We start from the raw sequence: 5,879 nt of genomic DNA, 5'->3' as shown, positions 1-5,879 counted from the left end.
TTAAAATTTAGCTCGATGCTTTGAAATGTGGCTTTAGCCATGTTTCAAAGTCGAGCCACTTTGCGTGCACCGGTATAAATTGAAAAATGAAAGAAACCAAGCAAAGTACTGTCCTATCTCATAATTTGGTTAAGTATGAAAATATACAATCTATTCCATAGTTTTTTCGTCATCTCTGTGCTTACTGGCTGTATAGCAAAGCCTGCCTTAGTTTCTGATGCTATAGAACCTGTAAAACCTGTAATTTTTATTAAGCAAAGTCCTGAAACAAAGATTTATATGCTCTCAATGACAGGTGGAAAATTACATTTAGATCGACATGGTTGTATTCGTCTAAACAGTGATACTGATCCTTTTATTATTTGGGCTAATAGCAGTGAATTAGAATATACAAATGATGGTAGGATCAGTATTACCAATAAATTTAATAACCATAAAGTTTTTATAGGCGATGAAATCAGACTTGGTGGAGGTATGTACCCAACAAAACTCCAATCTATCCCAGATGTTTGTACCAAGCACGGTTATTGGCTTGCAGCTCCGCTTTAACAAGCATTATTTAGGATCAATCACACAATAATCTTTGTTTGGCCCGTGACAGTCATTTTTCATGATCCGGACACAAGATTTACCATTGCAATTTCTAATATCTAGATTATATCTTTGCTCTAGCCAAGCTGCTTCTGCACGACGTTCTTTAATCTCGTCAAAACTTGGAATGAATAAAAATATGAAAGATAGGAAAACCAACACCAGACTAAGGAAAATTGCACATAATAGGGCAATGAATCTGTAGTTCAGTTTATCGGTAGCTTTGTCTAATTCATGAATACGGCCTTGAAGGGTGCGTGTAGCTTCCTGATTCGCGTTATTTAGGGTCTTTTTACTCTGTTCTAGCACTCCACTAGCTACTTTGCTATAAAACGTCTCTAATCGCTTGTTATCGTCTGCTATGGCTTCTCTGTATTCCTTCATAGATGCCAATAAAATATATAATTGATCATTTACATCTAAATCATCGTTTTGGTTGCTCATAATGACATTCCGCCCTGATCTAAGTCTTGTGATGCCTTACGGGTAGCTCGCTCGGCTTGTTGATGTTCTAGTTTTTGCTGTCGTTGTATTTCGGCTTGGTGTTCCAGTTCTAGGCGTTTGCTTTCTTGGTTCTTCTGCCATTGTTCAAAACCTTGATCAACACGGTTTAAACCTCGCTGTAAAACGCTCTCTTTCTGCTGTTTTTCTTGGTGAAGCTGTTGGGTATTTTGTTGTTTGACGTTGTCATTAAAACGGCTGATTTCAGTGTCTATGCCTTGTCTGCGTAATTGGGTGACTTTGCTGCCTTCGTGGATGGTTGCTTGTAGTCCATTATTTTGATCGGCATAGCTGCGGTGGTCTATTTTTTCTCGGTAGCCTGCACGTTCCAATGCCTTGTTGGCTAAGTTTGCCCATGTTTCTCGAATTTGCTTAATATCTTCTTGGGTTGTACCCATACCAAGGCTTTTTCGTTTGGCGTTGCTGAGTTCAATATCGGTTTTGGTGGTCAGGGTGAGTTTATTATCTGTGTCCAGTTCTGCCTTTCGGGTGGTGAGCATGATATGGGCGTGGTGGTTTTTATCATTACCGCCTTTGCTGGGTTCATGGATGGCTAAATCTGCGATCACGTCATAGCGATCAACTAAGGACCTGGCAAAGTCTTTTGCCAAGTCCTTACGTTGATCAGCGTCTAATTCATCAGGTAGGGCAATGACCCATTCTCTAGCGGTTCGGGCATCTTTGCGGTTTTCGGTTTTTTCTGCCAAATTCCAAAGCTCAGCACGGTCAATTTCAATATCTAAATTAGACAGAATTTCAGAATGGGCGACACCATCTTTTCTCGTAAAGTCATGGGTCAGTCCTGTGCGTTCATCTTCTAATTTTTCCCCTGCACGATATGCAGATGATGCAACCGCAGTTCGTCCCGAACTTCGGTTAACCGTTTTAGTGGAACAATGATAAATTGCCATGCAGTCACCTTGGGGTGCTTTTGCTTTTGGGGTTAAGGGGTATCCCCTTACGCAAACTTTGACTTGGATGAAATCCAAGTCGTAAGTGCGCATTTCATGAAAAACACGATAGCATATTAACCGCTTGAATTTCAATTCATAGGTTCTTATGCTTGAGTGGTTTTCCTATATCCCGAAATGAACCGTTATGACCAAATCAGCCGAAAATATCGAAAAGAAAATTGAAGCTCAGTTAGAGAAGCTAAAACAGTTAAAAGCACAAAAACAAGCTATCGAAGCTAGAGAAAGATCGAAGCAAAAAGAGCAAGAAAGAAAGGATGATACTCGACGTAAAATTTTGCTCGGTTCTTATTTAATTAAAAAGATGCAAAGTAATGAAGCTAACAAAGAAAAAATACTCATGGAACTTAATGAATATTTAACTGAAAATAGAGATAGACAGCTTTTTGACTTACCAAATATTGAGGAAAATTAATTATGAATAAAGCCGATTTAATTGCCAAATTAGCACCTAAATTAAATATTAATCAAGACGAAGCAAGAGTTGTTCTTAATTCTGTTCTTGAAGTCATTACAGAAGCCCTAGTTGAAGAAAAAAATGTCCGATTAGTTGATTTTGGTACTTTTTCAGTAAAACAACGTCCAGAAAGAATGGGACGCAATCCTAAAACTGGAGAAAAACTTAAAATTGAAGCTAAGGAAATCGTTACTTTTAAACAAGGTAAGGCTTTGGGAGAGCAATTTATTGTTAAGCCAAAGCAAAAAAGTAAAGCTAAGAAGAAAGCCTAATTTTTCTTAGCTCTTTGTTTTCTTGTTCGGCTTTATACTCTGGAATTAGCTCATTTAAGACCTTTTGGATATTTTTCTTATCTTCGATCTGCAAATTATCCCGATAGTAAATTAAGTCCTCTATTTTGCTTTCCATCTGCATTTTTTCGGTGGGTTCGGCATTTTGGGATATTCGGGATAATAGGAAGATATAACCGCATATATTTTCCCTCGCAATTTCATAATTTACGATATCGAGGTATTCAGCTTGTGTGCCGTGAAGTTCTTCTAATAGGTTGGTTAATTTCATCATGCTTGAAACCCTGCTTTTTCTAAACATGGATAAAGCTCTCTGAACTTTTCAGGCTCTAAAAGCATGTCAGCGATACGAATAGCAAATTGCTGAAAACTTTCCGTACCTTGTGAGTATTTGCTCATTTCGGGCATTTCAGACATTTTATTGGCAAATAAGTGGCGCTGAGCATCGGTCATTTTGATGAAAAAATCAGGGGTATTGGGATCACGTTTAATTTCAATTTTCGGCTGTGTTTTTTGCTTAAACCTGAATGAAAACCCAGTGATGGTACGCCCTTGCTTATGCTGTTCATAAGTGGTTTTTATATCCGTATGCTCATTGATCTGGGTAATAGCTGTGTCTAATACACGGTTTTTAAAATGATGCATACGTTGATATTCATCATCTTCAACACCTAAATTTTTACGTAATTGTTGCAGTTCAAAAATTGGTGTTTTACCAACCTCACGCCAGGCGATTAATAATTCATAAAGTCTGGTGGCGTACTTACTGGTTAAGTGTGCAACTTGTTTGGCTTCGTATTTCGTAAAATGTTCTTCTAATCGAGTGATTAACGGCACTACGTCAGGTGCGAAAGTAATTTCTAATAGCGCTAAGTCATCTACATAAAAAATACGACTAACCCAACGAGAGCGAACAACACCCACTTTTCCTGTTTTTTTGTATTCTGCTGTATAGCTAAACTGTCTATTAAATAGATTGTTTACAGCTTCTTTTAGAGCTTTATAGGATGCATCTGCCGATACATTAAAGAGCTTTGCATAATCACTAGCATGTATTTCTAGTTTGCTATCTGCCGTGATGCCCTGTCCTAATTCCCTTGCATTAATTATCGCCAGCATAATTAAACGCTGTTCTGTTAGTTCTAAATTATAACTGGCGTTTATTAATGCATTATCTTTCACAACTAAACCATTTTTCATATTAAATACACGTTATTATTAATGTGTATTTAAACACTACATATAATGTGTGTGTAAATCAAGAGAATTTGTGTGCTTATACAAGAGAATTTGTGTGCTTATACAAGAGAATTTGTGTGCTTATACAAGAGAATTTGTGTGCTTATTGAGATTGAAACCCTCTGATACCAATGCTTTCATAGGGTCTAAAAGCATTTAAAAGCTTTAAAAATAATTAAAAGCCTTTTGGCAGGGGAGTGGAACTGCCCTAGGTACTCGCTAAAGCTCGTACTCTATTGAAGCTCGTTCCTCGCTTCGAGGGGCAGTTTTTAATTAATACTGTTTGTGATATTCAAAAGTAAAAGCATTGATAATGTATTCGCTTCGCTCATATTTTTTGAAAAGCAAAAGCTCCAAAGTTCGCACCCATTCGGGATGCTCTGTACCTACCGTTTAAAATCGAAAGTGAGCTTGTAATCAGAGAAAAGGCGAGCGTGAAATTTTGATGATGCTCAATCGCTCGTAGACACTCGCTCGGTTCTTATTATCTAGGTTTTAATTATTTAATGGAGCTAATCAAAGTTGTGAAACATTGATCAAAGAATAGGCGTGGAACGTTAAAAATCATAAAAAAAGCCCACCTTGGGGAAGATGAGCTATCAACTAGAAACTACAGCATTGATTTCTAAAGATAATTATAACGCATTTCGTATAAGGTGTATTATGTTAATTTTAGGGAAATTTAAGAATCTCTATGCAATGGTTTATTCAATATTCTTTGATTTCTTATCTTTTAGGTTAATCAGAAATAGCCAATAACATAAGCCAGGAAATAGAGCCATAAAGATAGTCCATGTATCTGTATACATCTTCCACCACTCTTTCGAAATTTCTCCTGTGTGACTCCATCCAAAAAGAATAAAAAATGGAGTAGCAATAATTATAGAGGCAATACAGATAGTTAATAAATTAAGACTGTTATAACGATTTAAAAGAATTGAGAATATGAAGCTGAAAGGTACAGTCAAAATACAATAAGCCAAGTAGACAAGACCGTGCCCTACAAGAACCACTAAAATCGAGTATAGGCTGTATTCCTGATTCATTACGATAAACAGGACTGCTGTGAAAAAAAGTAGTGGTAAAGGAGAAAGTAAGAGAGCTTTTACTATTTTTTCATTTGAGTATTTCACTAATTTAATTCTCTTATCTACTCAATAAATAATAATACTATAACGATTTTATTGGAGGTTTTTTGATTCTATTTAACATAATGGCTGTTATACGAAATTTAGATGTTAGAACCCATTTAAATTAATGCGTTATTGAATAAGTAACACCCTCTAAGTAGAATTTTAGAAGTTGTAAATCTAGGAAAAAGGCTAAACATGCCCTTGATTGAGTATTACGGTCTGCTATTTGAATGGCACGATAAAAAAATGGAAATAGTCTATCGAGGGCGTGAAATTACTTTTGAAGAAGTATGTAGCGTTTTTCTTGATCCAGAGCTGATATCCTTTGACGATCTTGGTCATTACGATGAGCAACGGCTAATATCAATCGGTCTAAGCAATCGTGGTAGACTACTAACAGTGGTTTGGGTTGAACGTGGTGATGTTGCAAGAATCATTACTGCTTTTGAGCCATCGCACAATCAAAAGCGGAGGTATAACCATGCAAAATGAATTAGAACGCTATAAAAATTTTGACCCTACCAATGCGCCAGTAGTAAAACCAAAATTTGTGAAAAAATTACAAGAACGCCATGCGATTGCTCAAGCAAAAGCTTTTGATGCAGATGTTGTAACTTGGCTAAGTTCTCAAGATAATGAAACAAAACAGCATATTAACGAGATGGTTCGCCATATCATGGCATTGAAACGTGTTTAA

10 protein-coding genes are annotated in these 5,879 nt (G+C 36.7%); 5 read left to right on the top strand and 5 right to left on the bottom strand.

Features of this window, described 5'->3' with window-relative positions; translation table 11 throughout:
* Positions 1-135: 135 nt before the first annotated feature.
* A complete protein-coding gene (locus PYW33_RS16850; protein WP_004647568.1) occupies positions 136-549 on the top strand; it encodes a hypothetical protein in 414 nt (137 codons plus the stop codon).
* 6 nt (positions 550-555) lie between these two features.
* On the opposite strand, the gene PYW33_RS16845 is transcribed toward PYW33_RS16850, so the two are convergent.
* Both PYW33_RS16845 and mobQ read right to left on the bottom strand, forming a co-directional pair.
* Positions 556-1,035: a hypothetical protein gene (locus PYW33_RS16845; RefSeq protein WP_004647569.1), complete on the bottom strand. Its 480-nt coding sequence runs from the start codon at positions 1,033-1,035 to the stop codon at positions 556-558.
* On the bottom strand, positions 1,032-2,003 hold the full coding sequence (mobQ, locus tag PYW33_RS16840) for a MobQ family relaxase (protein WP_004647570.1): 972 nt from the start codon (positions 2,001-2,003) through the stop codon (positions 1,032-1,034). Before mobQ ends, PYW33_RS16845 begins: the two co-directional genes overlap by 4 nt.
* A 187-nt stretch (positions 2,004-2,190) precedes the next feature.
* On the opposite strand from mobQ, the gene PYW33_RS16835 reads away from it, so the two are divergent.
* Positions 2,191-2,478, top strand: coding sequence for a hypothetical protein (locus tag PYW33_RS16835; RefSeq protein ID WP_004647572.1), 288 nt, complete (start codon positions 2,191-2,193; stop codon positions 2,476-2,478).
* Positions 2,479-2,480: 2 nt separating this feature from the next.
* Positions 2,481-2,792, top strand: coding sequence for an HU family DNA-binding protein (locus tag PYW33_RS16830; protein ID WP_004647573.1), 312 nt, complete (start codon positions 2,481-2,483; stop codon positions 2,790-2,792).
* Here PYW33_RS16830 and PYW33_RS16825 read toward each other — a convergent pair.
* From PYW33_RS16825 to PYW33_RS16815, 3 genes are all read right to left on the bottom strand, one after another.
* Entirely contained in the window at positions 2,776-3,084 is a 309-nt protein-coding gene (locus PYW33_RS16825) for a hypothetical protein (protein ID WP_004647574.1), read from the bottom strand. The two genes, PYW33_RS16830 and PYW33_RS16825, sit on opposite strands and share 17 nt — an antisense overlap.
* Positions 3,081-4,010, bottom strand: a complete 930-nt coding sequence (repM, locus tag PYW33_RS16820; protein ID WP_004647575.1) for a replication initiation protein RepM — start codon at positions 4,008-4,010, stop codon at positions 3,081-3,083. Before repM ends, PYW33_RS16825 begins: the two co-directional genes overlap by 4 nt.
* Before the next feature lie 743 nt (positions 4,011-4,753).
* Positions 4,754-5,182 carry a hypothetical protein gene (locus tag PYW33_RS16815; protein WP_000877730.1) on the bottom strand — a complete coding sequence of 143 codons (429 nt, stop codon included), beginning with the start codon at positions 5,180-5,182 and terminating at the stop codon, positions 4,754-4,756.
* Between the two features lie 195 nt (positions 5,183-5,377).
* Between PYW33_RS16815 and PYW33_RS16810 the strand changes: the two genes are divergently transcribed.
* A complete protein-coding gene (locus tag PYW33_RS16810) occupies positions 5,378-5,674 on the top strand; it encodes a BrnT family toxin (protein ID WP_004282231.1) in 297 nt (98 codons plus the stop codon).
* The gene (locus PYW33_RS16805) at positions 5,664-5,879 is read left to right on the top strand and encodes a hypothetical protein (RefSeq protein WP_004647566.1); all 216 of its coding nucleotides are present in this window, start codon (positions 5,664-5,666) and stop codon (positions 5,877-5,879) included. Before PYW33_RS16810 ends, PYW33_RS16805 begins: the two co-directional genes overlap by 11 nt.

Source organism: Acinetobacter lwoffii (assembly GCF_029024105.1).
Taxonomy (GTDB): domain Bacteria; phylum Pseudomonadota; class Gammaproteobacteria; order Pseudomonadales; family Moraxellaceae; genus Acinetobacter; species Acinetobacter lwoffii.
This window is presented reverse-complemented; position numbering and strand designations above follow the sequence as displayed.

Coding starts and splice junctions, on each gene's coding strand:
- PYW33_RS16850 (WP_004647568.1), top strand. CDS start 136: ATGAAAATATACAATCTATTCCATAGTTTTTTCGTCATCTCTGTGCTT.
- PYW33_RS16845 (WP_004647569.1), bottom strand. CDS start 1,035: ATGAGCAACCAAAACGATGATTTAGATGTAAATGATCAATTATATATT.
- mobQ (WP_004647570.1), bottom strand. CDS start 2,003: ATGGCAATTTATCATTGTTCCACTAAAACGGTTAACCGAAGTTCGGGA.
- PYW33_RS16835 (WP_004647572.1), top strand. CDS start 2,191: ATGACCAAATCAGCCGAAAATATCGAAAAGAAAATTGAAGCTCAGTTA.
- PYW33_RS16830 (WP_004647573.1), top strand. CDS start 2,481: ATGAATAAAGCCGATTTAATTGCCAAATTAGCACCTAAATTAAATATT.
- PYW33_RS16825 (WP_004647574.1), bottom strand. CDS start 3,084: ATGATGAAATTAACCAACCTATTAGAAGAACTTCACGGCACACAAGCT.
- repM (WP_004647575.1), bottom strand. CDS start 4,010: ATGAAAAATGGTTTAGTTGTGAAAGATAATGCATTAATAAACGCCAGT.
- PYW33_RS16810 (WP_004282231.1), top strand. CDS start 5,378: ATGCCCTTGATTGAGTATTACGGTCTGCTATTTGAATGGCACGATAAA.
- PYW33_RS16805 (WP_004647566.1), top strand. CDS start 5,664: ATGCAAAATGAATTAGAACGCTATAAAAATTTTGACCCTACCAATGCG.